Below are 26,176 nucleotides of genomic sequence, written 5' to 3'. Positions count from 1 at the left end.
GGTTCAGTTCCTGTCTTCCAGTTGTACCCAGTCCCGGCACCAGTGAAGTCGCTTCAGACCGGCCAGGTGACGCTCGCCGGGTGGCTGGCATGGACCAATGGCAGTGCTCAGTTCTTCAAGTTGCTTCGCCGATAGTGCTGGCATGCCCTGGGCCTGCAGCCATCCATGCAGGAGCAGTCGTCTTGCCGAACCGTCGAGCTCTTGCAATGACGGTCGCTTCAACGCACCGTCCTCTCTTTTCAGGTTTTTCAGAGTCAGGGCCACCAGCGCGCTCTGGGTGTCCTGCAGCTGGGACATTCGTTCGCTCAGTTCAGCCATCCGTCTGCTGCAGCCGGGGTGCAGGGCCTCCAGCACCGGCAGGACCTCCTGACGGATGCGGTTGCGATCAAAGCGTGGATTGTTGTTGCTTGGGTCCTGCCAGATTGGCAGTTGTAGTTCTTGGCAGATTGCGGCCGTGTCGTCATGGCTGAAATGCAGCAGTGGTCTTACGAGCTGGATCTCGTCTGTTTCCGAGGCATTCAGGGTCCTCTGCCAACGCAGGCTGCCAAGCCCGGCCAGGTTTGTTCCCCTGCTGAGTTGCAACAGCAGCGATTCGGCTCGATCGCTGGCGGTGTGTCCGGTCACGACTGTCCGACAACGATTGCCAGTTCTGTTGAGGTTGAGCTGATCACAGGCCTGACGGAGCTGGGCATAGCGCCATTCACGGGCTTTGGCCTCGCTGCCGGTGATGCTGAATGTGCCGGTGCTGATCTGCAGTGGCAGCTGTTGCGTCCTGCACCAGTTGGCCAGTTCAATGGCAGTGCTCTTGGACGCTGGATTCCAGCCGTGGTCTCCATGCCAGAGCTGCAGGGTCCAGTGATGTTGTCGGCGAAGGTCCCGCAGCAGCCCCAGCAGAGCCATGGAGTCCTTGCCCCCGGAAACCGCCAGCAGAAGTGTTGCCCCCTTGGGCAGCAACTGGGGATTGCCTAGAAGTCGGCGGTGGAGCCGGTCGTGCCAGTTCAGCCAAGGCTCGCCGACTGTCATCGCTTTTGCTGAATCTCGCTTTGATCCTGACTGTTCGCGCGGTGGGACAATGATCGGATCTGATATCAGCTTGATGTCCCGCCTTTCTCTGCTGCCCGCTGCTCTTCGCCGCAGCCTGGAACAGCGTTCCGCGCTGAAGGTGATTGCCGGTCTGATGAATTTCGATGCGGACTCCGTCGCACGCGTGTCGCGGGCAGCCGGCCTTGGCGGGGCCGATGTGATCGATGTGGCCTGTGATGCGGAGCTGGTCAGGCTGGCGGTTGAGGCATCCGGAGGGGTACCGGTCTGCGTGTCCTCTGTGGAACCCGAGCAGTTTCCGGCCGCCGTGGCTGCAGGTGCGGCCATGGTGGAGATCGGAAATTTCGACAGCTTTTATCCCCAGGGACGCATCTTCGGAGCGGAAGAGGTGTTGGAGCTCACGCGTCGTACTCGCGGATTGTTGCCTGAGGTGGTTCTGAGCGTCACCGTGCCCCATGTGTTGCCGATGGATCAGCAGGAACAGCTGGCGGTTGATCTGGTGGCAGCCGGTGCCGATCTGATTCAGACCGAGGGTGGCACCAGTGCCAAACCCTTCAGCCCCGGCAGCCTCGGCCTGATTGAAAAGGCTGCGCCCACGCTGGCCGCGGCTCACAGCATCAGTGCTGCTCTGCAGAGTGCCGGCGAGACAGCACCGGTGCTGTGTGCATCTGGCCTTTCCGCTGTCACGTTGCCGATGGCGATTGCAGCCGGCGCAGCGGGTGTGGGCGTTGGTTCCGCAGTGAATCGCCTCGATGATGAGCTGGCCATGGTGGCTGTGGTGCGCGGCCTGCGTGAAGCCTTGGGCCGAGAGGTCACCAGCCGGGTCTGATTGCCGCGCACACGCGCGCATCAATGGGCCTCGTAACGTGAACGGCCCATTCAGGGTTCACAGCGCAAGGACCATGCCTGCCTACGACCTCACGGCGCCTTATACCCCCAAGGGTGATCAGCCGACCGCGATCACCCAGCTGGTCGATGGGGTGAATGGAGGTCGTCGCTATCAGACCCTTCTGGGTGCGACCGGTACGGGCAAGACGTTCACGATGGCCAATGTCATTGCGCAGACGGGTCGTCCCGCACTGGTTCTGGCTCACAACAAGACTCTGGCGGCGCAGCTCTGCAACGAGCTGAGGGAATTCTTTCCCAACAATGCCGTGGAGTACTTCATCTCCTATTACGACTATTACCAGCCGGAAGCGTATGTGCCGGTCAGTGATACCTACATCGCCAAAACAGCATCGATCAATGAAGAGATCGATATGCTGCGGCACTCGGCCACACGATCGTTATTTGAACGCCGCGATGTGATTGTCGTGGCCTCGATCAGTTGCATCTACGGCCTGGGAATTCCGAGTGAATATCTGAAGGCTTCCGTGCAGTTCCGGGTGGGTGAGTCTCTGGATCTGCGCGGCTCACTGCGTGAACTGGTGAACAACCAGTACAGCCGCAACGACATGGACATCACCCGCGGTCGCTTTCGAGTGAAGGGCGATGTGCTGGAAATCGGGCCCGCCTATGAAGACCGTCTGGTGCGGGTGGAGATGTTTGGCGATGAAGTGGAGGCAATCCGTTACGTCGATCCCACCACCGGTGAGATCCTGCAGAGTCTTGACACCATCAACATCTACCCGGCCAAGCACTTTGTGACGCCGAAGGATCGTTTGGATTCGGCGGTGAAGGACATCCGCGCCGAACTCAAGGACCGGCTTGAGTTCCTGCAAACCGAAGGCAAGCTGCTGGAAGCTCAGCGACTGGAGCAACGCACTACCTATGACCTGGAGATGCTGCAGCAGGTGGGCTACTGCAATGGCGTGGAGAACTACGCCCGTCATCTGGCTGGGCGTGAACCCGGTTCCGCTCCGGAATGCCTGATTGATTATTTTCCTGATGACTGGCTGTTGATCGTGGACGAAAGCCATGTCACCTGTTCACAGCTTCAGGCGATGTACAACGGCGATCAGGCCCGCAAGAAGGTGCTGATTGATCACGGCTTCCGCCTGCCCAGTGCAGCGGACAACCGGCCTCTCAAGGGTGAAGAGTTCTGGACGAAAGCCCGTCAGACCGTGTTTGTCAGTGCCACACCCGGTGACTGGGAAGTGAACGTGAGTGATGGTCAGGTGGCCGAGCAGGTGATCCGCCCCACCGGAGTGCTCGATCCGATTGTTGAAGTGAGGCCCACCACAGGTCAGGTGGATGATTTGCTCGGAGAAATCCGAACGCGGGCCGAGAAGCAGCAGCGGGTGCTGGTGACCACGCTGACCAAGCGCATGGCGGAAGATCTCACGGATTATCTGGCCGAGAACAAGGTGCGGGTCCGCTATCTGCACTCTGAGATTCATTCGATCGAGCGCATCGAAATCATTCAGGACCTGCGCCTGGGTGAGTACGACGTGCTCGTGGGTGTCAACCTGCTGCGCGAAGGTCTTGATCTGCCTGAAGTGAGTCTTGTGGCGATCCTGGATGCCGACAAGGAAGGATTCCTGCGAGCGCAGCGTTCACTGATTCAGACGATCGGCCGGGCAGCACGGCATGTGGAGGGGGTTGCACTGCTCTATGCCGACAACATGACGGATTCGATGGCCAAGGCGATCGAGGAGACTGAACGGCGGCGCAAGATCCAGCAGGGGTACAACGAAAAGCATGGAATTGTGCCGACGGCTGCGGGTAAAAAAGCCAGCAATTCAATCCTTTCGTTCCTGGAGCTCTCTCGCAAACTCAAGACCGATGGCCCCGATGCCGACCTGGTGCAGGTGGCAGGTAAGGCAGTGCAGGCTCTCGAAAATGATTCAGACGGCATGGCCCTTGATGCCTTGCCTGAGCTGATCGATCAGCTTGAAGTCAAGATGAAGGATGCGGCCAAGAAACTAGATTTTGAGGAGGCTGCAAACCTCCGCGACCGGATCAAGAAACTGCGTCAGAAACTGGTTGGTCAGAGCTGAATTCCTGAAGTTTGACTAAGCCACCAGAGGTGATTCGGTTCCCTCAGCGGAATGGCGGGTGCTGCCGCCAAGCTTGAAACCGGCATGTACGGCCTGAAGCGCGGCGACTCCATCGGCTTCAGCCACCACACAACTGGTGCGGATTTCACTGGTGGCGATCATTTCAATATTCACCCCTGCTGCCGCCAGAGAACGGAACATGCGCCCTGCGGTGCCTGCCGTGGCTGGCATGCCTGCACCAACGGCACTCACCCTGGCAATGGCTGGTCCATCCTCGAGCTGTGCTCCAGGCCACTGGGCCAGCAGAGCGCTCAGGGCGCGATCAGCGGCACTGCGGTCGTCGCGTTTGAGCGTGAAACTGATATCGCGGCTGCCATCGGCATGCTGGCGTTCCGACTGGACGATGGCATCGAGGCTGATGCCAGCGTCCGCCAGTGCATTGCAGAGGGCTCCGGCGGTGCCGGGCTTGTCGGGCACATGCCGCACGCTGACCTGGGCCTGGTCACGGTCGAGGGCCACACCACGCACTTCAGGCTCACCTTCGCCGCTCGCGCTGGGATTCAGGCTGATCTGACCAGCCTCTAGTTCAAAGGTCTCCTGGGTGGCCTGAACGGCTTTTCCACCGACATCCGCGTTGATCAGGCAGCTGACCTTCACCTCACTGGTGGCGATCACCCGCAGGTTGATGCCGACCCTTGACAGGGTCTGGAAAAGCCCGGCAGCGATGCCGGGTCGCCCCATGATTCCGGCGCCACTGATGCTCAGCTTGCTCATTCCGGACTGGGCGACCAGCTCCCCGCCCAGCTTTTCGATCAGTGATTCACAGATGCTGCGCGCTTTGTCCAGCTCGGTTTCGGCCACGGTGAAGGTGATGTCATTGCTGTTGCCTTCGTGGGTGGCCTGAATGATCAGGTCAACATTCACACCGCCCTCAGACAGGCTTTCGAACAGCTGGGCCGCAACACCAGGCTTGTCGGATACGTGGGAGAGCGCCAGCACCGCCTGGTGTTCCACCAGTTCTGCGCCGTCCACCGGTCGTCCCAGTTCAAGACCTTCGCGGCCAATGGGTCTTGGGTTGCGGCTGGTGAGCGTTGTGCCGGGTTCATCGCTCCAGCTGGAACGGACCACCATCGTGACCCCGTAGTTGCGAGCAATCTCCACAGCGCGTGGGTGCAGGACGGCGGCGCCGAGGCTGGCCAGCTCGAGCATTTCGTCGCAGCTCACCCGCGGCATCAACTGGGCGTCCTCCACCTTGCGTGGATCGGTGGTGAGTACACCAGGCACGTCGGTGTAGATCTCACAGGCCTCAGCACCAAGGGCTGCTGCCAGGGCCACGGCTGAGGTGTCGGAGCCTCCTCGCCCAAGAGTGGTGATCTCGGCGGTGCCGCCACTGCTCTGGCTGGTTCCCTGAAAACCTGCCACCACCACCACACGGCCTTCGTCCAGTCGGCTGCGCAGGCGATCGGTGCGCACGTCGAGGATACGGGCCTTGCCATGGGCGGATTCGGTCACGATCCCCACCTGGGGCCCGGTCATGGAGATGGCCGGCACGCCCAGCTCATGCAACGCCATGGAGAGCAGCGCAATCGAGACCTGTTCACCGGTGGCCAGCAGCATGTCCATCTCCCTTTGGGGTGGATTGCTGCTGATGGCATTGGCCTTCGCGGTCAGTTCATCGGTGGTGTGACCCATCGCCGAGACCACGATCACCAGATCGTGTCCATCCTCCTTGCAGTTGGCGATGCGCCTTGCCACGGCCTGGATGCGCTCCACGCTGCCGACGGAGGTTCCGCCGAACTTCTGCACCAGCAGGGCCATCCATGCCGCCTCATGTCGCAGGCGATTGTCTCACTGTGATGCCCCCAGCAGCCCATCACGGAAGGCATCTCCGGCCGGGGTGCCCCGTTTGAGGGCAGCTTCCACATCCAGCAGGCGTCCCAGCAGGTTGAGGCAGCGCTGGGGAGAGCGCCCCTGCAGCTGTTTGCGCATCACGTAGATGCGTTTGGGGTTGCCGATCCCCGCCGCTTTGGCGATCACCCCCACGTCTCGCTCTCCCTGCTGTTCCAGCAACATCACCCAGAGCCAGCCACGGATCTGACCGGTGAGCGTGGCCACAATGCGCAGGGCCGGTTCGCCGGCATCGTTGAGAGCATCCAGCAAGGCGATCGCCTGGCCGGGATCGCCTGCCAGCAACGCGTCTCCCACCTGCAGAGCGTTGGTGCTGAGGCCTGCGATCAGGCTGTCAACGGAGTTGGCACTGATGCGTGTCTCTCCGCTGCTTTCAGCATGAAGCGCCAGCTTCTGCAGTTCCATGGCCAGCCTGGCGCTGTCGTTGCCGATGGCATCGATCAAGGCATCCACCGCAGCGGGCTCCAGCTTCAGCTTCAGCTCCTCAGCGGTGCGCTCCACCAGCTGGCGCTGGCCGGCCCCGTCCCAGACGGCCGGAAGCCTGAAGTTGCGCTCGCTGGCCTCTCCAGCCTTGATGCGTTTCATCAAGGCCTTGGTGGTGCGCAGCCGACCATCGGGTTTGGAGGGATGGCAGAGCAGCAGCTGGGTGCTGTCAGGGATGCCATCCAGGGAGGCTTCGAAGCGCTCGGCCAGCTCGCTGGGGCAGGCGTTGCAGAAGGGAGATCGCTGCAGCAACACCACCCTGGAGCCAGCGCCGAAGGGTGGTGTGCGTGATTCTTCCAGAGCCTGCCTGGCCTGTCCCGCCTCGCTGCCATCCAGACGGCTCACGTTCACGCTCGCCCAGCTCGGATCCACCGTTTTCTCGATCAAGGCCTGAACAGCCCGTTCCAGTGCGGCGGAATCATCCCCCCAGAACAACTGGATCGGCATTGAGGTGAGTCGTCGGACAATATCGAAGTCTGCCCTGACTGGCAGCCCACGTCAGAGCAATGTGCAGCAATGACCGACCACCCGATTTTCACGGAAAGCATCTGTCGAATTAGGGCCTTGCTGGGCCAGACGGGACTGGATCCTCTACGGCAGCAGGTGTTGGAACGCCTGGTGCACAGCAGCGGAGATCCAGGCCTGCAGTCGCTGCTGCTTTTCAGCGAGGGGGCTTGCGAGCAGGGACTTGCAGCGTTGCAGGGCGGGGCAGTGATCCTCACCGATACGGCCATGGCCGCGGCTGCTGTGATGCCGATGGCTGAGCGCACACTCGGCACATCTGTTCGCTGCCTGCTCGACTGGGCTCCTGCGGTTTCACCGCAAGATTCCACTCGATCCGCCGCGGCGATGCAGAGGGCCTGGCCGGAGCTCACTCAGATGGCCAGCGCGAAGGCGCAGCCGATGCCGGTGCTGCTGGTGGGCAGTGCTCCCACCGCACTGGATCAATTGCTCGATCAACTGGAGGCTGGGGCCCCTGCACCTTCGCTGGTGATCGGCATGCCGGTTGGGTTTGTGGGTGTTCCGGAAAGCAAACGCCGTCTGGCGACAACGTCTCTGGCTCAGATCCGCTTAGAGGGAACCCGCGGTGGTGCAGGCTTGGTGGCGGCAGCAGCGAATGCTCTGCTCCGAGCATCTCAGGCCGCCAGCTGATCCAGCACCTGCCGGGCCCGTTGCACAACGCGGGTGGGAACACCGGCCAGGCGCGCGGCTTCGATGCCGTAACTGCGGCTGGCACCACCGATCTGCACCTGATGCAGGAACACCAGGTCCTCACCGGTTTCCTCCACCATCACCTGGAAGTTGGCCACGTTGGGCCGCTGCTCCGCCAGGTTGTTCAGCTCGTGATAGTGGGTGGCGAACACCGTGCGCGCTTTGAGATCGCCCGCCAGGTGTTCGCTCACGGCCCAGGCGATCGAGAGGCCGTCGAAGGTGGCGGTACCCCTGCCGATTTCATCAAGGAGCACGAGGGAGCGGTCGCTGGCGTGGTGAAGGATGTTGGCGGTTTCGGCCATTTCCACCATGAAGGTGGACTGGCCTGCGGCCAGATCATCCACGGCGCCCACCCGCGTGAAGATGCGATCGGCCAGGCCGATCTGGGCAGAGGCTGCCGGAACCCAGCTGCCGATCTGGGCCAACAGCTGGATCAGACCGATCTGGCGCAGATAGCAGCTTTTGCCGCTGGCATTGGGCCCCGTCAGCACGATCAGGTCGGTGTCGTGCCCGAGAGCAAGATCGTTCGGTGTGAATGGAACCTCCACCAGAAGCTGTTCCACCACCGGGTGACGGCCGGCAGTGATTGCGAGTTCACGACCCTCAGTGAGCTCAGGAGCGCACCAGCCACTGGTGGCGGCTGTCACAGCCAGGGCGGTGAGTGCGTCCAGGGCAGCGGTGGCCCGGGCCGCCTCGCGAATCGGAGCAGCCATGCCTCCCACCCGCTCGCGCAGCTTGCAGAACAACTCGTATTCGCGCTGGAAGGCCCGAGCCCGCAGCTGGAAGATGCGGCCTTCGCGCTCCTTCAGTTCAGGGGTGATGAAGCGTTCTTCATTGGCGAGGGTCTGGCGGCGGATCCAGTGGTCGGGCACGGTGGCAGCCTTCGCTTTGCTCACCGCCAGGAAATACCCAAAGGTGCGGTGGTACTGCAAACGCAGGTTGCTGATGCCGCTGAGCTCTTTCTCAAGACGTTCCTGTTCGGCCAGCCAGGCGTCCTGATCATCGAGCTGATTGCGCAGGCCATCGAGCAGCGGGTCAACCCCGTCATGCATCAGGCCGCCTTCGCTCAGGGAGAGGGGCGGAGCGTCGACCAGGGCATGGCGAACGGCGGCGGCCAGCTCAGCAAGCGCAGGATCCGGCTGCAGCAGCGCCTCCAGAACCTGGGGCCACTGCTCCAAGGTTCCCTCCAGCCGACTGGCCAGCCGGGGCAGGCGTTCCAGCCCATCGGCGATGGCCACCAGGTCGCGGGCGCTGGCATGACAGGCCCCTGCCCGACCCGCCAGCCGCTCCAGATCGCCCATGGGTCTGAGCAGTCGCCGAAGGGCTTGGCGCTGAGTCCTCTGGCTCACCAGCAGGCTGACCACGCTTTGCCGCTCCAGGATGACGCTGAGGTCCATCAACGGCGCTTCCAGCCAACGACGCAGGCATCTCCCACCCATGGCGGTGAGGGTCTGGTCGATGGCCCAGAGCAGTGACCCCTGAAGCTGTCCGTCGCGTTGGGTGGCCGTCAGTTCCAGATTGCGGCGGGTCTGGGCATCGAGCACCAACGCATCACCTGCCTGCAGGATCTTCGGAACATCAAGCGGCACCCGCGTGCTCTCTTCGAGAGGCTGAGTGTCATTGACGTATTGCAGCAGTCCGCCAAAGGCTCGTAGGGCTAGGGGCAGTTCCTGCAGGCCGAGCCCATCCAGTCCGGCCAGCCGGTAGTGCGTCTTCAGGGCCTGTTCAGCCTGGGGCCTGCTGAAGGGCGTGAGCGCCATCGGGCTGAGCATCAGCCTTTCCGGGCACCAGGCAGGTCTCTGGACGTTGTCGTTGTCCGTGGCCGCCCAGAGCAGTTCAGAGGCCTCGAGCTGAGCCAGGTGCTGATGCAGAGCGTCGCTGCCGCTGCGTTCCAGCACCTCAACGTCTCCGGTGCTCACATCAGCGCTGGCCAGCCCCCAGCGCAAGGGGCGCTTGTCGCTGGCAGGTTCCACCACCACTGCCGCCAGCCAGTTGTTGCGGCGTGCAGCAAGCATGCCTTCCTCCAGCACCGTTCCCGGCGTCAGCACCCTGGTGATTCCCCTCTTGAGCAGAGCGCCCTTTGCAGGCGTGGCCTCCAGCTGGTCACACAGCGCCACGGAATAACCGCGACGAATCAGCTCAGCGCAGTAGCGCTCGGCGGCGTGATGGGGAATTCCCGCCATCGGCACACGTCCGATCGCCTTGCCACCCTCCTTGCCTGTGAGGGTCAGTTCCAGCACCCGCGAGAGTTCGACCGCGTCCTCGAAAAAACACTCGAAGAAATCACCGAGCCGATACAGCAGTACGCGCTCGGGATGCTCCTCCTTGAGCTCCACATAATGGCGCAACATCGGCGTCAGCAGGGTCTGATTCACCTGGCTGTGGTGGCTCCAGGGCAAGGCGTCGCTGTCATCACTCTCCGCGCTGGACAGCTCGTCGACTCGGGTGGAGCTCTGCTCTGAATCACGACCCCCTTTGCGTTGCCTGGGGCGTGCGCAGGCATCAGCACTGAGGTTGGCATCGGTGAGCTCAGCCAGGGCATCTGCGGCTAAAGCGTCAGACGCTCTGGCTGAGGTGGCTTTGGGCTGATCAGTCGGCTCCGGGGCTCCGAACAGATTCCCCTGCAGTGACTGCTCCTCGGGCTGGGGGCAGGAGCGGGGCATGGGACATCTGAAAGTGGCTGGATCGTACCGATGGCGTTCACCACAAGCTGTGAAGCTTGATGCGGAGACGACGAAGACGACTCTCTTCCACATGTGAGAATCTCCGATGAACGACCTGGCGTCGACCGATTCACCATGCAGATCCTCAACACCCTCACCGTTCTGGCATTGGTGGTGATGTCCTTTGCGTTGATCGTGGCCGTGCCTGTTCTCTACGCCTCGAATGAGGACAGCGGCCGCTCCAACAGACTCATCCTGCTGGGTGGCATCGCCTGGGTGGCACTGGTGCTGGTCAACTGGGGCGTGAGCTTCTTCGTGGTCTGAAATCCAGGCCAGCGAGCATCTTTTTTCTCCGTTGCGCCCCGGTCGGGTGTGAACATGGAATGAACCGATCAAGGCGTCATGGCCACCTTTGAAGGACGGTTCACTGATGTGCAGGGCCTGCGCATCGCCGTTGTTATTGCTCGATTCAACGATCTGGTGACCGCCAAATTGTTGAGCGGTTGCCTCGATTGTCTGGGACGTCACGGGATTGATACCAGCGCAGACAGCGCTCAGCTCGATACGGCCTGGGTGCCGGGGTCGTTTGAATTGCCATTGGTGGCTCAGCAGCTGGCTCGCAGCGGTCGATACCAGGTGGTGATCACCCTCGGGGCTGTCATCCGTGGGGACACACCGCATTTCGATGTGGTGGTGGCTGAAGCCAGCAAGGGGATTGCGACTGTGTCCCGTGATACCGGTGTACCGGTGATTTTCGGTGTGCTCACAACCGACACGATGCAACAAGCGCTTGAGCGGGCAGGCATCAAGAGCAATCTGGGCTGGAGCTATGCCTTGCAGGCTCTGGAAATGGGGTCCCTGGTCAAAGCATTGCCAGCGGCCTGAGTGGTGCATTGACCAACGGCCCCTTTGTGATGCATGCTTCTCGAGTCGTCAGGTGAATTACACCGGCCGGCCTGCGGATGTAGCTCAGTGGTAGAGCATCTCCTTGCCAAGGAGAGGGTCGAGAGTTCGAATCTCTTCATCCGCTTGATTGACTCACTGTTTGCGGATTAGCAGATGTTGGTTGCCAACAGCTCTGAATCCCATTTGTTCGTAAAAACCCGTGCTGTTGGTGGTCATCAGATAGACCCGTTCCACCTCACGCACCCTTGCAGAAGCCAGCAAGGCTTCTACAACACGCCTTCCGAGCCCGCGGCCCTGCAGGTCGCCGGCCACCACCACATCCCAGAGCACTGCCCTGTAGATCCCATCGCTGCTGGCACGGCCGAAGCCCACCATGCGTTTGCCGCGCCAGAGGCTTACAACCACCTGGCTGCCTTTCAGCATCTTGCCCAGTTGTTGCCGGCTGCGGTCCTGCGCCCAGAAGGCGTGTTTGTTGAGCAGGCGCCGAAGTTTGAGCAGACCACGCGTCGGGCGTAGGTTCGGCCCCAGCCCCATCAGGCGCAGTCCTGGAGCTCCTGGTGCATGTTCAACCAGATGGATGCGGGCCATGCTTCTGGCATTCAGCGCTTCATCATCTGTTCTCGAGGGTCTTCTGTTGGGAATCTCTGCCTCACCTGCAACAGCATGTCCCGCGGTGATGAAGTCAGCCCTTGCATGCTGAAATGACACTGAAACGGGTCATCTCGGCAATCCATCGATGAGGCGAAAGGGCATCATCCTTGCCGGCGGCAGCGGCACCAGGCTTGCTCCGCTGACCATGGCTGTCAGCAAGCAGCTGATGCCTGTCTATGACAAGCCGATGATCCACTATCCGCTGAGCACCTTGATGCTGGCGGGCATCCGTGAAGTGCTGATCATCACCACTCCCCATGATCAGGGTGCTTTTCAGCGCTTGCTGGGTGATGGCAGTGCCTGGGGGATGACCATCGCTTATGCCGTGCAGCCTGCACCGGAGGGATTGGCTCAGGCGTTTCTGATCGGTGCTGATTTCCTCGACGGCTCTGCCGCTGCACTTGTTCTTGGCGACAACCTCTTCCATGGTCATGAACTGATCTCCCAGCTGCATGCGGCGATGGCTCGTGATGAGGGCGGCACCGTTTTCGCTTATCCGGTGCGCGATCCCGAGCGCTACGGAGTGGTCGAGTTCGATCACTTCGGAAAAGCTCTGAGTATCGAAGAGAAGCCGGCTCATCCCCGCAGCCGTTATGCAGTTACAGGCCTCTACTTCTATGACCACACGGTGGTCGAGCGAGCCAGAAAGGTAGAGCCTTCGTCGCGCGGGGAGCTGGAGATCACCAGCCTTAATCAGGCTTACCTCGCGGAGCAGCAGCTCACGGTGGAGCTGATGGGTCGCGGGATGGCATGGCTCGACACCGGCACGTTTGATTCGCTTCAGGAGGCGGGGACCTACATCAGGACCCTTGAGCAACGTCAGGGATTGAAAGTGGGGTGTCCGGAAGAGGTGGCCTGGCGCAGGGGATGGATCGACGGCTCAGAGCTTGAGCAACTGGCGCAGCCCTTGCTCAAAAGCGGTTACGGACACTATCTGTTGCGATTGCTGGACGAACCCGGAGGTGAGCATGCTCTCCTCCAGCGCAATCTCAGGAGTCCTCGTCAGGATGCTGTGGATGCCCGCTGAAACACTTTCTGCTGTGTCCGGTGAGCCCATTGATGGGCCGTTGCTGATCACTCCCCAGGTGTTCGCTGACAATCGCGGTTTCTTTTTTGAAAGCTGGAATGAGCGTCGCTTTCGCGACGACCTGATCTCCGCTGGTGCACCCCAGACGGAATCAGAGGCTCTGCGGTTCCGGCAGGACAACCATTCCCGCTCGACTCGAGGTGTTCTGCGAGGACTCCACTTTCAATTGCCTCCGGAGCCACAGGCAAAGCTGGTTCGCTGCAGCGCGGGTGAGATTTTTGATGTGGCGGTCGACCTGCGTCGCAGCTCTGCGACATACGGCCGGTGGGTTGGAGTCGTTCTCTCTGCAGACAACCATCTGCAGCTTTGGGTGCCGGTGGGTTTTGCCCATGGTTTTTTAACCCTGAGTGATGTCGCAGAAGTCCAGTACAAAGCCAGTGGTTTCTGGAATCGCGATTGTGAGCGTTCCCTGCGTTGGAATGATCTGCAGCTGAAGATCCAATGGCCTTTGCATCTGGCGGGGGTCACTGAACCATTCCTGGCTGAAAAGGATGCGCAGGCTCCCGCGCTCAAGGGCCTGGAGTCAGCTGGGGAGGTGTTTGTTTGAGAGTTCTGCTGACCGGCGCCAATGGCCAGCTTGGACAGGCCTTGCGTGGCTCAACACCACAAGGGATTGAACTGATTGCAACGTCCCGGCAGGACTTGGATCTGGCGGATCCCCAGGCTTGCCGCACGATCGTTGATCTGCATCGCCCCGACTGGGTGCTGAATGCTGGTGCATATACAGCGGTGGACCAGGCGGAGTCGGAGTTTGATCTGGCGAGCGCCGTCAATGCAGAGGCACCTCGTGCTTTGGCAGAGGCCATGAACAGCATGGGAGGTCGCCTGCTCCAGGTGAGTACCGATTTCGTGTTCAACGGACAGCAAGGTCATCCCTATCAGCCTGACCAGCCACGAGATCCGTTAGGGGCTTATGGCCGCAGCAAGTCCGCTGGGGAGCAGGTTGTGGAGGAGATTTTGGGATGTGGTGTTGAGAGCAGGGCCACGATTCTTCGCACCGGTTGGGTGTACGGCCCAGTGGGCCGGAATTTTTTACTCACCATGCTGCGTTTGCATCGCCTCAAGGCGGAAGCCGGAGAGCCATTGCGTGTAGTGGCTGATCAGGTTGGTTGCCCCACCGCCACGTTTGGACTGGCCGCCGCTTGCTGGGCCGTGATTCAGCATGAGGTGATGGGCGTGCTGCATTGGAGTGATGCCGGTGTTGCCAGCTGGTATGACTTCGCAGTGGCCATCGGCGAGTTGGCGGTCTCTCATGGTGTTTTATCTCAAGCGGCGCAGGTGCTTCCGATCACCACCACCGACTACCCCACCCCGGCAAAGCGTCCCGCCTATTCGCTGTTGGCTTGCGGTAACACCCGTGAGCAACTGCATTTGGCGCCCAGGCACTGGCGCTGTGCACTTGAGGAGGTGATCCAGCGTGTGGGCGAATAATCCGCGCATGCTGATTCTTCGGGCAGTGCTGCTCGATGGCCTGGGTCAGCTGCTGATCCTTGGGCTGATGCTCTGGCTGCCTTCCTTGTTCGATTGGACCATCGGCGGCAGCAGTCTCGTCGGACAGGGTGGCTGGCTGATTTTCTCGATGCTGCTTTATCCATTGCTGGGTTGGCTGTTTGGCAGCTACACGGTCTTGAGCTGGCGGCGGGTTTCGTTGCCGGTGCTGTTGCAGCGACTTCTGATCACGGCTGCTGTGAGTGTGATGGTGGTGGCAATCGCCCGTTGGCTGATCAATCCCAGCGATGCGGTCTGGCTGGTGTACAGACGGGTGCAGTTGTTGTGGATGACGGCCCTCACAGGTTGGGTGTTGATGGTGCGTCTGGCCCTGCGCCGAGGTCTGCTGTTTCCCGATGCACCGCGTTTGTTGTTGCTTGCGAACCGGGATGAAATCCAAACCGTTCTCAAGGTCTGGCGGCGCATCCCCCATCGTCAACCTCTGATGCCCGTCAATGCGAGGGGATTGCAACGTCGTCTGGATCAACCGGAGCAGCCACTGCTGGTGGCCATCAGTTCCTCGGTTCGTAGCGATTCAGCAGCCAATCCTGTGCTGAACAGGCTTGAAATCTGCGACCCAAGAGTGGTGCGAAGCATGTCTTTGCTGAAATTTTTTGAACTGCAGCAGGAGCGTTTGCCGCCTTTGTTGATGGGCGAAAGCACCCTGACATTTGATGATCTGCCCTGGGCGGCAACGTTCAGTGTTCAGGGTCAGCTCAAGCGCATGGCAGATCTGCTCGTGTCGGCAACGTTGTTGCTGTTGACATTTCCGTTCATCCTTACTGCGGCTCTGTTGATCTGGATTGAGGATCGAGGTCCGGTGTTTTATGTCCAGCAGCGCAGCGGCTGGCTTGGACGACCGTTTCGGGTTCTCAAGCTCCGCACAATGACGGTGCAGCCTGTTGATGCACCTGCGCAATGGACCCAGCCCGGTGATCAGCGCATCACAGTTGTGGGAGGTTGGCTGCGCAGGCTGCGCCTCGATGAACTGCCCCAACTGCTGAATGTGCTGAATGGGGACATGAGCCTGATCGGACCACGACCGGAACGTCCGGAGTTGGAGCATGACCTGGAGCTCTGCATCCCCCATTACCGCAAGCGCCATTGGATGCGACCGGGATTGAGCGGCTGGGCTCAGGTCTGTGCTCCCTATGCCAGCAGCATCGATGATTCCGATCTCAAGCTTTCCTATGACCTGTATTACCTGCGGCACTTCAGCACCTGGCTTGATCTTGTGATTCTGTTCCGCACAATCAAAACGGTTCTTAAGGCAGGAGGTCGCTGAGTTCTGGGTGAGACTTCAGTTGCCCTATCAATGAGCAATATCTGGGTGCATGGTTTTGAGGTTCCTGCCGTGATGGGCCCAATCGTAAGAAGGTTGTTGTCATCCAAGGCCTTGATTCATTCGATGGTCTTCAGTTTTTTGGCGTCAGTATTGATTGCCCCAGTGTCGAAGAGGGACCCGTTTATAGGTTCAGGCATTGGACTTTTGGCCACTGAAATTCTCGAGGATTGAGATCAAGGTGGAAACTTTCGCATCAGATAATTGGCTGAAATCACCAGTGGTGAAACTTCCAGGCTGGTCCCTCCCCCAGTCAGCTCGTGAGTGATCGCTTTGTAGGCAGCAGACCTCTCCGTACTGCATTTAAGAGCTGGGTAATGATGAGTTGGTTTTTGCGTGCGGTTCGGTGAGTTGTCTGCCTGACTCGATTCAACGGGTGCTGGTGACAGGAGGTGCTGGGTTCATCGGCGGGGCTGTAGTGCGTCGCCTTCTGCGCTGTAGCGCAGTGGAGGTCTTCAATCTCGACAAGCTTGGTTACGCCAGTGATCTCTCCAGCATCCAGGCCGAGGTGGAGCAACTTGGCGGAATGGCAGCAGGGCGACATCATGTTTTGCAGGTTGATCTGGTTGATCAACAGGCAACAGCTGAAGCTGTTCGCAGGGCAGATCCTGATCTGGTGCTGCATCTTGCTGCCGAGAGTCATGTGGATCGCTCCATCAATGCTCCGGGAGCGTTTCTGGATAGCAATATCATCGGCACTTTTTCGTTGCTTCAGGCATGCCGCGGCCATTGGGATGCCTTGTCTGCTGTTCGTCGCGAGGTCTTTCGCTTCCAGCACATCAGCACTGATGAGGTGTTCGGATCACTCGGAGCATCCGGGTATTTCTCGGAGGCCACTCCCTACGATCCACGCAGCCCCTACTCGGCCAGCAAAGCCGCGAGTGATCACCTTGTGAAGGCGTGGCATCACACCTTCGGTCTGCCCGTGGTGACGACGAATTGCAGTAATAACTATGGTCCGTGGCAATTTCCTGAAAAGTTGATCCCCGTGGTCATCCTCAGTGCATTGGCATTGAAGCCAATTCCGCTGTACGGGGACGGGCTGAACGTCAGGGACTGGTTGCATGTCGAAGATCATGTTGATGCCCTGTTGCTGGTGGCTGGTCAAGGCAAAACCGGAGCCAGTTACTGCGTGGGCGGCGGCGGTGAAGGTGGGGGTTGTGATGAACGAACCAACCGTGAAGTGGTCGAATCAATCTGTGCAATTCTTGATCAGATCAGGCCTCAGGCAGAGCCTTACTCTCACCTGATTTCCAGGGTTAATGATCGCCCCGGCCATGACCGGCGTTATGCGATTGATTCATCGCTGATCAGAAAAGAGCTTGGATGGAGCCCATCGCTTGGCTTCGAGAATGGTTTAAGGCAAACGGTGCACTGGTATCTCGATCATCCCGATTGGTGTCAGCAAATGTTGGGTCGATCATGATTAAAAATCTGAATTCGAAGAGTTTTCTCTAGGGCTTTTCGTGTTGATGAGTGATCAGATCGCCTGTAGAATAGTTTTCTTTGGGATTGCAAACATCGATGTCGTCTATGTTGAAAACTGGCTGCCATTTGTCTTTTTTGAAATTTAATTGACCAATGAGTATTTCGCCTCTTGTTCTTGTTGTCGGCATGCATCGCAGCGGCACTTCAATGCTGGGTGGAATTCTTCAGAAATTGGGTGTCGGGCTCCCGGGTGAGCTGGTCTCAGCCGATGAACACAACCCAGCCGGTTATTACGAGTGGGATCGTGTGGTTTCGATTCAGGAACGGCTCCTGATTGATCTCGATCGCTGGTGGCCTTCTTTGCAGGGTTGCCAGCCTCTGCCCGAGGGGTGGCTGCAACACCCGGCCACAGTTCGAGCGTCGTTGTCTTTGCGTGAGCTTCTTTCCCGGCAGATCAACCATCAGTCGTCCCCTTGGTGCATCAAGGATCCACGCACCAGTCGGCTCCTGCCGCTCTGGATTGGCCTGGCGTCTGAGTTGCAACTTCCGCTGCGTCTGATCCTGGCGGTCCGCGATCCGGTTGAGGTCATGCGTTCACTGGTGAAGCGGGATGGGCCGATCACCGGGATGGATCACAACCGGGCGCAGCAACTTTGGTGGCGACACAACGTTGAGGTGCTCCACATCGCCAGAGCCTACGGGCTGCTGATATCGGTGATTGATTACGGGCGCTGGTTCGATCAACCAGCTCAGCAGCTGACGGCATTGCTTGAAGCCTTGCCGGAGTGTCAGCCGTCGGATCAGATGGTTTCAGCTGCTCTTGCCGGCATTCGCCCTGAGCTCAGACGCAGTCTCACCGGATCAGCTGCGGTTGAATCCCAGCAAGCGGTGTTGCCCTCGGTGCGGCGTCTGCATGCTCGCTTGCTGAAGCAAGGGCCTGCTCGATCCGGGCGTCGACCCTGGAACCGTCTGCCTCCTGTCGATCCACCTCGCGCTCTTTTGGTAGAGGAATCCCCGCTGCCATCCGCGGCTCAGCTTCGATCTGACCCGGGTTCCTGGGGCCAATGGCTTGAGATGTGGCGCCATTACCCGGCACCCCGCTGGGTGGGGCCGCTGGCTTTTGGTGCCCAGCCGCGCATCAGTTGTTGCGGGATGGCATGGGATCAGTTGCTTCCTCATCTGCTCTGGCAGCACGTGCCGGTGCAGGGTCTGCCGCAACGCCGCCTGAACTGGTCGGAATCAGGTGATCATCAGCTTTGCTTCGTGTCGCAATCCGCAGCCGCTCCTGATGGGCCGGAGCATTTGGCACTCAATCTTGAGTTGCCGGAGCCTGATCGCGTCTGGCACTGGCTCAATCTGCTGGCTGCGCAACAGATCATTTGGGATCCAGACCCTGCGAGGGTCTGTCTGTTGAGAGCGCTTGGGCTGAAAGCCTGGTGGCTCGACCCCGAGGAGCCACTCAATGGCTGGCTGGATCAGGCGGATGCCAACGATCCAGCAATCTGGTCGGCCCAGTTCGGGCTTCCTCCGGTTCAATCCGGTTGCCTTCTGCTGCTCGGACATGCCGGGGAATTGTTTGATCAGGCGATGGCTGCCGAGGCTGCCGGTTGTCCGTTAACGGCGGCAGGGGATCTGCCTCCGTTGGCCTACCTGCCGGGTTGGTCCGATCTTGTGGTGACGAGCCCTCAGGCTGGTCTGGCCAGGGCTGGTTGGCTTCAGCATGCAGCACGCCAGGCTGAACGTTTGATCTGGCCTGATCAGAAGGTTCCTTCGGAATGGACCTTGCTGGAGATTGATCAGCATCCACCCCTGGCTGCCGCGCCGCCGAGTTCACCGGCCGAGCTCAGGGCACTGCATCGAGGTGAGCCCCTGACGGTGGCAGCGGAGGAGCGAATCAGCCCAGCTACCGAGACCTTGTTCGATTCGGAATGCGTATCAGACCAAACTGAAGAATCGCCACCACTGCTATTGCGTGCGGCGGTGCTGGTGAGTCTGTTCAATTACGCAGACCGGATTGAAGCTGCGCTCGACAGCGTTGCCAGCCAGACGGAGAAAGCGTTGGAACTGGTTGTTGTTGATGATCACTCAGGCGATCAAGGCGCGATGATCGTGCGCGACTGGATGCAAAGACATGCCAGTCGCTTTGAGCGTTGTCTGTTGTTGAAGCATGTGACGAATGCCGGTCTTGCTGCGGCACGCAACACGGCATTTCAGGCATCGAAGGCTCCCTGGTGTTTTGTTCTGGACGCCGATAACGCACTGTTCCCTCAGGCGGTCCAGAGCTGCATGGAACTGGCTGATCAAAGCTCAGCATCAGTGGCCGTGGTGCATCCGCTTGTGGCCGTTGAGGCTGAAGCGGGCCGTGCTGATGAGCAGCGAAGTCTTGTCGGCCTGGCTTCCTGGCAGAACGTCCGATTTCGCGCTGGCAACTACATCGATGCGATGGCGCTCGTACGCCGCAGTGCCTGGGAGGCTGTGGGTGGTTACACCCACATCGAGGGCGGCTGGGAGGACTACGACTTCTGGTGCAAGTTGGTGGAATCCGGCTTTCATGGCATGCAGTGCCCCAGCATCCAGGCCGTTTATCGCAGCCATTCAGATTCGATGACGATGCATTCCACCAGCCGCCTGCAACGATCGCTCTCACGAACATTGCAGGATCGTCATCCCTGGCTTGAGCTGCCATTGGCCAGTGACTGAACGCATCGATCAGGTCCTCAGGGAATGGCCGCCTGGATACGGAGGGGTCGAACGGGTTGCCCATGAACTGGCCAGTGCATGGGGCGGAACAGTGCACAGTTTTGATGTGCAGTCGCGCTCCTGCGCTGAAGTCGACGCGCTGCCTGTGACTTACGAGCGAGTGCTGTTGCCCTGCACTCCGGCGCTGGCTCGTCTCAGGCTTCCGCTGCCTTCAAGGCGTTTATGGAAACTGTTGCGGTCCAAGACACCTCTTCATGGTCACCTGCCGTCGCCTGGTGTTCTGCTGTTGCTGCTTCTGGCTCGCCTATGCAGGCCCAGGCGTTGCGTCTCCGCGCACTGGCACTGTTTTCTCGAGCATGACGGCAGTTTCAACGGTGCCCTCTACAGCTTTTATCAATGGCTGGCCCTCAGAATGCTTCCCTCGATGTCGCAGGTGGTCACCACCTCTCCCTTGCTCGCTGAAGAGTTGATCCGAAGCGGTTGTGCGGCTGAACGGGTCAGGGTGCTGCCATGTTCTCTCAGCGCAGAGCAGGAAGCGGCCTGCCTTGATCTGCAAGCCGCGCCCTTGAATCGGGATCGGCCATTCACGCTGATTTTCATCGGCCGCCTGGACAGTTACAAACGGCTCGACTGGCTGCTGCAGGCCATGACGCAGATCCCTTCACCCTGGTGCCTGGAGGTGGTCGGGGATGGGCCGCGAAGACGTGATTTTCAGGAACTGGCCAACGCTCTGTTCGCTGACGGCCAATCCCGGCGTGTCCGTTTTCATGGCCGGGTTGATGAGTCGGCCAAACAGGATTTGCTGGCACGTTCTCAGCTTCTGGTGCTGCCTTCCGATCGCTGCAACGAGGCGTTCGGCATTGTGCAGCTCGAAGCGATGGCAGCGGGCCTCCCCGCGCTGGCTTTTCAGCGCCGGCGCTCAGGCATGGGCTGGGTTGGGGCCCTGCCTGACCTGGAGTGGGACCAGACACCTCAGGCATTGCCAGAAGTGCTGAAGCGTCTTGCCGCTGATGTGCAATGGAGACAGCAGCTTGGTGAGCAGGCCCGTGAGCGTTACCTGCAGCGGTTTGCACGCGCGATCTGGCTAAGGAGTTTGGATGCGATGAGGGCGCGGTAATCTGCCGCTGATGAAGACCCATGCACCGCAATCCATCACGGAAACATCGTCAGTGGTTCTCCGTCTGGAGAATGTCCGGCTTGATATTCCTGTCTTCACCAACGAGACGCGCAGCCTGAAATCGACCCTGATTCGTTCAGTGACAGGAGGAAATCTCAGGCGCCGTCGAGGTGGTGCTGTGGTCACCGCACTTCAGGATGTGAATTGCATCATTCGTGAAGGAGAAAGGGTTGCTTTGATCGGTCATAACGGGGCTGGAAAATCAACTTTTCTGCGGATGATCTCCGGGATTTACCGGCACACTTCGGGCTTGTTTGAGTCGAAGGTGCGCGTCTTCCCCATGATTCATAAAAGCTTTATCACCAGCCCTGAGCTCAGTGGCTTGCAGGCGGTAAAGGCCCACTACCTCATGGTGAATGGCAATCTGCGTGGTTTCACTGCCTTTTGTGATGATGTGGTGGAATTTTCCGGTTTGGGAGATTTTGTGCGCTTGCCGATCAAGACCTACAGCCAGGGAATGGAGGCGCGCTTGTTGTTCGCTTTGTTGACAGCCTGCAGCCACGATTGTCTGGCGATGGATGAGGGCTTTGGCGCGGGAGACAGCAGCTTTTATGAGCGTGCCCAGGAGCGACTGCATGGGTTTCTGGCGACGACGGGAACGTTGCTGCTCGCCTCTCACTCCGATGAATTGCTGAAGCGCTTCTGTACGCGCGGCCTGGTGTTCCAGGAAGGATCGATTGGCTTTGATGGTCCTCTGGATCAAGCGCTCAGTTTTTATCACCGCCCATGATGTCGTCCTCTGCGCCACCTCAGTTGTCGGGAGCTCGACCCGCCAGCGTGAAACGCACGTTGCATGAGGCCTGGGGGTTGAGGCGGGTCTGGTGGTTCACCGCCACAGCGCGTACCAAAGCACGCTTTGTGCGCACAGTGTTAGGCAGCTTCTGGCTTGGTCTCTCGAATTTGTTTTCGATTGCGGTGTTGGCTTCGGTGTACCGATATGTGTTCAAGGTGGAGAATTTCAGTGAGTATGTGGTGCTCTTAGGCCTCGGTCTTGTGATCTGGAACAGCATCAGTGCGGCCGTGACTGGTGCACCGAATTTATTTGAATACAACCAGTCGCATGTGCATAACACCAATCTAAATCCTATTTTTTACTCCTTGGAAGAATGGGCTTTTCAGATGCAGACGTTTGTGCAGTCGTTTCTGATGGTGGTGGTTGCCTTGAGTTATTTCCAGCAAACGTTACTTCTGCATTTGCTGGTGAGTGGTTGGCTGCCAATTTTAAACCTGTTTTTGTTCTTGTTCTGGTTTCCGCTGCTGGTCTGCTTGTTAGGTGCGCATTTTCGTGATCTCTATCAGTTGGTGCCGATTGTGATGCAATTGGTGTTTTTGCTTTCACCGATTCTGTACAAAAAAGAGAACCTTGGCCCCAGTGTTTGGATTGCGAATTTCAATCCTTTTTATCGGGTGTTGAGCCCGATTCGCCACACCTTGATGACGGGCGAATTGCAGTGGGGTGTCGGACTGATACTGCTACTGGTCAATGCGTTTGGTGTTTGGTATTCAGTAAGGCGCTTGAATCACGATCGAGCCAATCTGCCTTTCCTGATTTAGGTGCGGGGTGTGACCACGCTGATCAACCTGCTGTCATGGCTGCCTGGCCACTCTGGATTTGGCAGCTATGTGAAGCGTGTCGTTCCAGGACTCCCTGGCCTGCGTTTGCAGTTGGATGCCGGCGGCAAGGGTTCATTGGTGCCACCAGAGCAATGGAGCCCAGACCTGATCAGCTGGGCCCCATCTCGGCGGATGCGCTTGCTGCAGCGCTACAGCCTTGGTCAGCATGGTGTTGATCTATCCGGACTGTTGCAGCGCCATGGCTTCAGCCCAGGGGATCTGGCTGGCATTTATTCCCCCTTCTTTGATGCCTTGCTCTGCTGGCCTCAGGTCCCGCAACTGATCACTTGTCATGACCTCACACCGTTGCGTCAATCGAACAGTCGTAAGGCCTGGTTGCGTTATCGCTTCTGGCAACCGAGGCATGTGCGCTGCGCGAAGCGTTTGATTGCGATCAGTCGCACAGTGGCCGATCAGTTGGTTGAGTTTGGTGCGCCTGCCTCTGATGTGGTCGTGGTTCCCAATGGCGTTGCCGTGGAACGTCCAGCAGTGCCGGCGCCACGGAGCCAGGATTTACTTGTTTTGGCACGCCATGACGCCAATAAAAACCTGGCAGCCTTGATCAAGGCGTTTGCTGCTGTTCAGCAACAGCTGCCGCAATGGCGGGGAACACTGCGGATTGTGGGCCGCCAAACGCGCCTCACGCCAGGCCTGATGCAGCTGGTTGCTCAGTTGCCCAGACCCCATCAGCTGGAATGGCTGTCATCGCTCACTCGAGAGCAGCTGATTGAGCGGTTGCGTTCCAGTCTGGCCCTGGTGTCGGCCAGCACAGAGGAAGGATTTGATTACCCGGTGTTGGAAGCGAAGGCTGAGGGAATTCCCACCTTGATCAGCGATATTGACGTGCACCGTGAATTTCACCACTCCAGTTCACTGTTTTTCCCAATTGATGACACCGGTGAAACGCTGGCTGCCCATATCAAGGCATTGTGTTCAGAGAATTCCACTTGGTTGGACCTCTCAAACCGGGGCTATTCCTTGGCCCAGGCGATGAGCTTGGATCGCCAGCAGGCGGAGATTCGCAGTCATCTCCAGTCGATTACTGCGTAAGCAGAGAGCAAACGGAATCGCTGAAAGCTTGTTCGATCAAGTGCTGATAGTTCCGGTAGCGCAAGATGCGGTCTTGCCGCAGTTGATTCAACTCGAGTTGCTGTACTCGCTCAGTCTGACCACCCAGATGTTGCTGGTGTCGTTGGCAGCTGAGGCGCATGGCGCTTGCCCAGTCGCTTGTTTCCAGCGTGGAACACAGCAAGACATGCTGATCAAAATCATGCATGTTGTGAATTTCCCGGTGAGACCCCAGGGGACTTGCGATAGCGGTCATGCCCAGGCATGCCGCATCGAGCACTGGAATTCCGAATCCTTCAATCAGCGACGGGCTGACAAGTGCCAAGGCATTGAGGTAAAGCTGCCGTTTGGTTGCTTCATTCACGTAGCCAGTGAAGACAACATTGGGATTGTTAGCGGCGATCGCTTTCACCTCATTGCTGTATTCATCCTGTTGCGGTTTTCCGGTGATGCAGAACTGAAATCCCAGGTGTTCTATACCTGATTCCATGTAGGACTTCAGCGCAAACAGCAGATTTTTATGGGGAGCGACTGACGAGTTGAAGAGCAGATAGGAAAGGGGGCTGAAGCGATGGGTCAATTGTTGACCCAGGCAAGGCACTTGTAATTGATCAGTTCGGCTTTCCCAATCGAGAGCATCACCTGGAAAGTGAAGGGATGGTGGTTGGGTTAAAACAGTGCCGAGTGGCTCGAAGGATCTGGGTTTGATGTTGAGAATCGCGGCGTTGTAGTTTTGTTCCGCATCATTGGAGACGAACCAGCGCCTGGCTTTGCTTGCGGCGATCAAGCGCCGCGTGAAGCAAGGCAGATCATCGCGTGTGCGTTGGTATTGAAGCGGGATGAGGTCATGAACAGTTTGAAGAAACAGCGGGCAATGTTCGGGTGTGAGATTCAGTGGGCTGGTGCTGATCAAGCCATCAAAACCTGCAAGGTTGATTGTGAAAGGTTTCGCTGATCTGCGCTTTGCCAGCGACATGCTGAATTGAAAGCAGTTCTTTGCGCAGATCAAGCCCTCAATATCAGCAAGATAAGACAGTCGTTCGCTTCGCTGATAAGGGCTGTTAACTAGCGCACTTTTGGGGATGATTTTGAGCGACTTGGCGTCGATTGATCTGTCAGGGAACAAGAGTTGCATTCCTTGTTCTCCCCGCTGATGTTGCAGTAAAACAAATGAGCGAAGAAATGGAAGTTTCAGCAAAAACCTTTTGAACAGCCCCAGTGGCTTTACTGCTTTTTCAGTCGTGTTGAGTTTTTCAAGAACTTCTGCGCTGAAGATCGTTGTGCCAACCGTTGATGGGAGTTTGGCTTTTTTGATTTTTTTGATATCCGGCGAATACTCTGTCAGAAGCCATACCTCTGCTCCTGCTTTCTTCAGCGTTCGCAGTAGGTTTTTGGTGAATACGGCAATGCCGCGATGCTCGCTTTGCTCGAGTTCAAAGCCGCACACCACTAGACGCAAGCCTTTGAGGGGTGATGCGTTCATCACTGATGCCCTCCTGCAAGTTCAAGTTGTTGTTTGAGGCGCAGGCGTTCTTCCCGCAGATCAAGCAAGACTTTTTCCTGCTCTGCGCGCTCTTTGCGTTCAATGTTGAGCGTCTCTTGAATCTCGAGTTGGCCTGTTTGATCAGTGACAAGGTCGCGCAGATGCATCGATTCCCGCTGTTGTTGCATCAGCAGAATCTTGAGTTGTTTTTTGCTTGCCTGATCGATGAATGTTTTAACCCGGGCCCGTAAACGAATCTGATCTTCACTGTTGCCTGCCTGGTTTTCATCTTGGCTGCGTGTTGTTTCTGCTTCATGCACTGCACTGGCTTCTGCGCACAGCCACACTTGTTTCTTCAGTCGTTGCTGCACATCCATGCAGAGTTCAACATCCTCTCCGCAAACCCGATAGGCGGTGTTGAAGGGATGCTCTAGAAAATCCTGACGAGCAATCCACTGAAGTGCCCCAGTCACAGCTCCAACGGGCGCGCTGGGGATGTCTGAGAGTTTGCTGCTGCTCATAAGTCGATCGAGCAGGTGATAATTCGAGCAGCGCAAATCGAAATTAATGCCGGCATGGGAGATCAGATCATATTGATCGCGCAGGAGTGCTCCCACCAGGCCGATCTCTGGGTTGCTGTTGAGCAGGTTGAATCCGGCATCCACGCAGCCCGCATCCAAAATGAGATCGTCATTGGCAATCATCAACACATCGCCCCCGGCCTTGGCGGCCAGTCCATTCATGTTTCCGGAGAAGTGATAAGGAACCCGTTGGGCGATGTGCAGGTCGTAGCGGCTTGTGTTGTGTATCTGCGTTTCTTCGGCGTCAGTGCCGTTCCATGAACAGAGAATTTCCATCTCCATCGGATGGAGTTCACTGGCCTGATTCAAGCTGGCACAGAAACGGTTGAGCAGTTCCGGTGTACGCGACACCACCAGGATGGAAACCTGCATAAACGCTTTGCTCAGAGCACCAGCTTATGACTG

The 26,176-nt window shown here is 58.6% G+C and carries 22 protein-coding genes and 1 tRNA gene; 16 read left to right on the top strand and 7 right to left on the bottom strand.

The window, feature by feature from the left end; translation table 11 throughout:
• Positions 1–3 precede the first annotated feature (3 nt).
• Positions 4–1,023 carry a tRNA lysidine(34) synthetase TilS gene (tilS, locus tag SIB83_RS06920; protein WP_413747192.1) on the bottom strand — a complete coding sequence of 340 codons (1,020 nt, stop codon included), beginning with the start codon at positions 1,021–1,023 and terminating at the stop codon, positions 4–6.
• Between the two features lie 73 nt (positions 1,024–1,096).
• Between tilS and SIB83_RS06915 the strand changes: the two genes are divergently transcribed.
• Together SIB83_RS06915 and uvrB are read left to right on the top strand one after the other, a co-directional pair.
• A complete protein-coding gene (locus SIB83_RS06915) occupies positions 1,097–1,870 on the top strand; it encodes a DUF561 domain-containing protein (protein WP_413747191.1) in 774 nt (257 codons plus the stop codon).
• A gap of 73 nt (positions 1,871–1,943) precedes the next feature.
• Positions 1,944–3,980, top strand: coding sequence for an excinuclease ABC subunit UvrB (gene uvrB / locus SIB83_RS06910; protein ID WP_413747190.1), 2,037 nt, complete (start codon positions 1,944–1,946; stop codon positions 3,978–3,980).
• A 15-nt stretch (positions 3,981–3,995) separates the two neighbouring features.
• On the opposite strand, the gene SIB83_RS06905 is transcribed toward uvrB, so the two are convergent.
• Complete coding sequence (locus tag SIB83_RS06905) at positions 3,996–5,798, bottom strand: aspartate kinase (RefSeq protein WP_413747189.1); 1,803 nt, start codon at positions 5,796–5,798, stop codon at positions 3,996–3,998.
• Between the two features lie 30 nt (positions 5,799–5,828).
• The gene (holA, locus tag SIB83_RS06900) at positions 5,829–6,818 is read right to left on the bottom strand and encodes a DNA polymerase III subunit delta (RefSeq protein ID WP_413747188.1); all 990 of its coding nucleotides are present in this window, start codon (positions 6,816–6,818) and stop codon (positions 5,829–5,831) included.
• Between the two features lie 69 nt (positions 6,819–6,887).
• Here holA and SIB83_RS06895 point away from each other — a divergent pair, with 69 nt between their 5' ends.
• The gene (locus SIB83_RS06895; RefSeq protein WP_413404518.1) at positions 6,888–7,523 is read left to right on the top strand and encodes a precorrin-8X methylmutase; all 636 of its coding nucleotides are present in this window, start codon (positions 6,888–6,890) and stop codon (positions 7,521–7,523) included.
• Here SIB83_RS06895 and mutS read toward each other — a convergent pair.
• Positions 7,508–10,246, bottom strand: coding sequence for a DNA mismatch repair protein MutS (gene mutS, locus SIB83_RS06890; RefSeq protein ID WP_413747187.1), 2,739 nt, complete (start codon positions 10,244–10,246; stop codon positions 7,508–7,510). The two genes, SIB83_RS06895 and mutS, sit on opposite strands and share 16 nt — an antisense overlap.
• A 135-nt stretch (positions 10,247–10,381) precedes the next feature.
• Between mutS and psbZ the strand changes: the two genes are divergently transcribed.
• The 3 genes from psbZ to SIB83_RS06875 all read left to right on the top strand — a co-directional run bounded on the left by psbZ (position 10,382) and on the right by SIB83_RS06875 (position 11,276).
• Complete coding sequence (psbZ, locus tag SIB83_RS06885; protein WP_115071274.1) at positions 10,382–10,570, top strand: photosystem II reaction center protein PsbZ; 189 nt, start codon at positions 10,382–10,384, stop codon at positions 10,568–10,570.
• A 78-nt stretch (positions 10,571–10,648) separates the two neighbouring features.
• Positions 10,649–11,131, top strand: a complete 483-nt coding sequence (ribH, locus tag SIB83_RS06880) for a 6,7-dimethyl-8-ribityllumazine synthase (protein WP_413404514.1) — start codon at positions 10,649–10,651, stop codon at positions 11,129–11,131.
• Between the two features lie 73 nt (positions 11,132–11,204).
• Positions 11,205–11,276 (top strand) — tRNA-Gly (locus SIB83_RS06875).
• A gap of 8 nt (positions 11,277–11,284) precedes the next feature.
• Here the strand turns inward: SIB83_RS06875 and SIB83_RS06870 are convergent.
• The gene (locus SIB83_RS06870) at positions 11,285–11,740 is read right to left on the bottom strand and encodes a GNAT family N-acetyltransferase (RefSeq protein WP_413747314.1); all 456 of its coding nucleotides are present in this window, start codon (positions 11,738–11,740) and stop codon (positions 11,285–11,287) included.
• A 148-nt stretch (positions 11,741–11,888) separates the two neighbouring features.
• Here SIB83_RS06870 and rfbA point away from each other — a divergent pair, with 148 nt between their 5' ends.
• From rfbA to SIB83_RS06820, 10 genes are all read left to right on the top strand, one after another.
• Positions 11,889–12,830 (top strand): glucose-1-phosphate thymidylyltransferase RfbA, encoded by a 942-nt coding sequence (gene rfbA, locus SIB83_RS06865; protein WP_413404510.1) that lies wholly within the window; start codon positions 11,889–11,891, stop codon positions 12,828–12,830.
• Positions 12,820–13,437, top strand: a complete 618-nt coding sequence (rfbC, locus tag SIB83_RS06860) for a dTDP-4-dehydrorhamnose 3,5-epimerase (RefSeq protein WP_413404508.1) — start codon at positions 12,820–12,822, stop codon at positions 13,435–13,437. Before rfbA ends, rfbC begins: the two co-directional genes overlap by 11 nt.
• Positions 13,434–14,321: a dTDP-4-dehydrorhamnose reductase gene (rfbD, locus tag SIB83_RS06855; protein WP_413747186.1), complete on the top strand. Its 888-nt coding sequence runs from the start codon at positions 13,434–13,436 to the stop codon at positions 14,319–14,321. The genes rfbC and rfbD overlap by 4 nt, the downstream gene beginning before the upstream one ends.
• A 7-nt stretch (positions 14,322–14,328) precedes the next feature.
• Complete coding sequence (locus SIB83_RS06850) at positions 14,329–15,663, top strand: sugar transferase (RefSeq protein WP_413747185.1); 1,335 nt, start codon at positions 14,329–14,331, stop codon at positions 15,661–15,663.
• A 403-nt stretch (positions 15,664–16,066) separates the two neighbouring features.
• The gene (rfbB, locus tag SIB83_RS06845) at positions 16,067–17,146 is read left to right on the top strand and encodes a dTDP-glucose 4,6-dehydratase (protein ID WP_413747184.1); all 1,080 of its coding nucleotides are present in this window, start codon (positions 16,067–16,069) and stop codon (positions 17,144–17,146) included.
• A gap of 155 nt (positions 17,147–17,301) precedes the next feature.
• Positions 17,302–19,848 carry a glycosyltransferase gene (locus SIB83_RS06840; protein ID WP_413747183.1) on the top strand — a complete coding sequence of 849 codons (2,547 nt, stop codon included), beginning with the start codon at positions 17,302–17,304 and terminating at the stop codon, positions 19,846–19,848.
• Entirely contained in the window at positions 19,841–20,965 is a 1,125-nt protein-coding gene (locus SIB83_RS06835; protein ID WP_413747182.1) for a glycosyltransferase, read from the top strand. Before SIB83_RS06840 ends, SIB83_RS06835 begins: the two co-directional genes overlap by 8 nt.
• Before the next feature lie 10 nt (positions 20,966–20,975).
• Positions 20,976–21,755, top strand: a complete 780-nt coding sequence (locus SIB83_RS06830) for an ABC transporter ATP-binding protein (protein WP_413747181.1) — start codon at positions 20,976–20,978, stop codon at positions 21,753–21,755.
• A 47-nt stretch (positions 21,756–21,802) separates the two neighbouring features.
• Complete coding sequence (locus tag SIB83_RS06825) at positions 21,803–22,579, top strand: ABC transporter permease (RefSeq protein WP_413747180.1); 777 nt, start codon at positions 21,803–21,805, stop codon at positions 22,577–22,579.
• Positions 22,580–22,588: 9 nt separating this feature from the next.
• Positions 22,589–23,689 (top strand): glycosyltransferase, encoded by a 1,101-nt coding sequence (locus SIB83_RS06820; RefSeq protein ID WP_413747179.1) that lies wholly within the window; start codon positions 22,589–22,591, stop codon positions 23,687–23,689.
• On the opposite strand, the gene SIB83_RS06815 is transcribed toward SIB83_RS06820, so the two are convergent.
• Together SIB83_RS06815 and SIB83_RS06810 are read right to left on the bottom strand one after the other, a co-directional pair.
• Complete coding sequence (locus SIB83_RS06815) at positions 23,679–24,620, bottom strand: glycosyltransferase (RefSeq protein ID WP_413747178.1); 942 nt, start codon at positions 24,618–24,620, stop codon at positions 23,679–23,681. The genes SIB83_RS06820 and SIB83_RS06815 overlap by 11 nt on opposite strands.
• Before the next feature lie 569 nt (positions 24,621–25,189).
• Positions 25,190–26,143 carry a hypothetical protein gene (locus SIB83_RS06810; RefSeq protein WP_413747177.1) on the bottom strand — a complete coding sequence of 318 codons (954 nt, stop codon included), beginning with the start codon at positions 26,141–26,143 and terminating at the stop codon, positions 25,190–25,192.
• Between the last annotated feature and the right edge of the window lie 33 nt (positions 26,144–26,176).

The sequence above is a fragment of the Synechococcus sp. MIT S9507 genome (genome assembly GCF_047304715.1).
GTDB lineage: Bacteria > Cyanobacteriota > Cyanobacteriia > PCC-6307 > Cyanobiaceae > Synechococcus_C.
This window is presented reverse-complemented; position numbering and strand designations above follow the sequence as displayed.

Excerpts from the sequence above, each read along its gene's own strand:
- SIB83_RS06915 (WP_413747191.1), top strand. The coding sequence starts at position 1,097 with ATGTCCCGCCTTTCTCTGCTGCCCGCTGCTCTTCGCCGCAGCCTGGAA.
- holA (WP_413747188.1), bottom strand. The coding sequence starts at position 6,818 with ATGCCGATCCAGTTGTTCTGGGGGGATGATTCCGCCGCACTGGAACGG.
- SIB83_RS06870 (WP_413747314.1), bottom strand. The coding sequence starts at position 11,740 with ATGGCCCGCATCCATCTGGTTGAACATGCACCAGGAGCTCCAGGACTG.
- SIB83_RS06905 (WP_413747189.1), bottom strand. The coding sequence starts at position 5,798 with ATGGCCCTGCTGGTGCAGAAGTTCGGCGGAACCTCCGTCGGCAGCGTG.
- SIB83_RS06850 (WP_413747185.1), top strand. The coding sequence starts at position 14,329 with ATGCTGATTCTTCGGGCAGTGCTGCTCGATGGCCTGGGTCAGCTGCTG.
- mutS (WP_413747187.1), bottom strand. The coding sequence starts at position 10,246 with ATGCCCCGCTCCTGCCCCCAGCCCGAGGAGCAGTCACTGCAGGGGAAT.
- SIB83_RS06810 (WP_413747177.1), bottom strand. The coding sequence starts at position 26,143 with ATGCAGGTTTCCATCCTGGTGGTGTCGCGTACACCGGAACTGCTCAAC.
- psbZ (WP_115071274.1), top strand. The coding sequence starts at position 10,382 with ATGCAGATCCTCAACACCCTCACCGTTCTGGCATTGGTGGTGATGTCC.
- uvrB (WP_413747190.1), top strand. The coding sequence starts at position 1,944 with ATGCCTGCCTACGACCTCACGGCGCCTTATACCCCCAAGGGTGATCAG.
- SIB83_RS06840 (WP_413747183.1), top strand. The coding sequence starts at position 17,302 with ATGAGTATTTCGCCTCTTGTTCTTGTTGTCGGCATGCATCGCAGCGGC.
- SIB83_RS06895 (WP_413404518.1), top strand. The coding sequence starts at position 6,888 with ATGACCGACCACCCGATTTTCACGGAAAGCATCTGTCGAATTAGGGCC.
- rfbA (WP_413404510.1), top strand. The coding sequence starts at position 11,889 with ATGAGGCGAAAGGGCATCATCCTTGCCGGCGGCAGCGGCACCAGGCTT.
- ribH (WP_413404514.1), top strand. The coding sequence starts at position 10,649 with ATGGCCACCTTTGAAGGACGGTTCACTGATGTGCAGGGCCTGCGCATC.
- tilS (WP_413747192.1), bottom strand. The coding sequence starts at position 1,023 with ATGACAGTCGGCGAGCCTTGGCTGAACTGGCACGACCGGCTCCACCGC.
- rfbC (WP_413404508.1), top strand. The coding sequence starts at position 12,820 with ATGCCCGCTGAAACACTTTCTGCTGTGTCCGGTGAGCCCATTGATGGG.
- SIB83_RS06830 (WP_413747181.1), top strand. The coding sequence starts at position 20,976 with ATGAAGACCCATGCACCGCAATCCATCACGGAAACATCGTCAGTGGTT.